The organism is Klenkia sp. AC732, assembly GCF_979256525.1.
Window position 1 is genome coordinate 1 of sequence record NZ_CEEDOS010000107.1, and the last position, 291, is coordinate 291.

General features: G+C 77.3%; 1 protein-coding gene. It reads left to right on the forward strand.

What is annotated here, in order from left to right:
• Window positions 1–76: 76 nt before the first annotated feature.
• The coding region (locus tag AC0IVP_RS21875; RefSeq protein WP_471759276.1) for a tyrosine-protein phosphatase at window positions 77–291 on the forward strand (215 nt) is incomplete at its 3' end.

The window sequence follows — 291 nt, forward strand, 5'->3', positions numbered from 1 at the left end:
CTCGCCGTCGTCCCGGCGCGCGGCTGGGCGGGTCAGTCCCGACCGCGCGGGACGCCGTCCTGGATAGGTTCGCCCCGTGCCCGACACCGACCGCTGGCTGGCCCGGCAGGGGACCGCGAACACCCGCGACCTGGGCGGGCTGCCGCTGGTCGGCGGCGGGGCGACGGGGCCGGGCCGGGTGCTGCGCAGCGACGACCTGCAGGAGCTGACCGAGCAGGACGTGCACCAGCTGGTCGACGAGCTGGGCGTGACCGCCGTCGTGGACCTGCGCACCAGCGCCGAGGTCCGGAT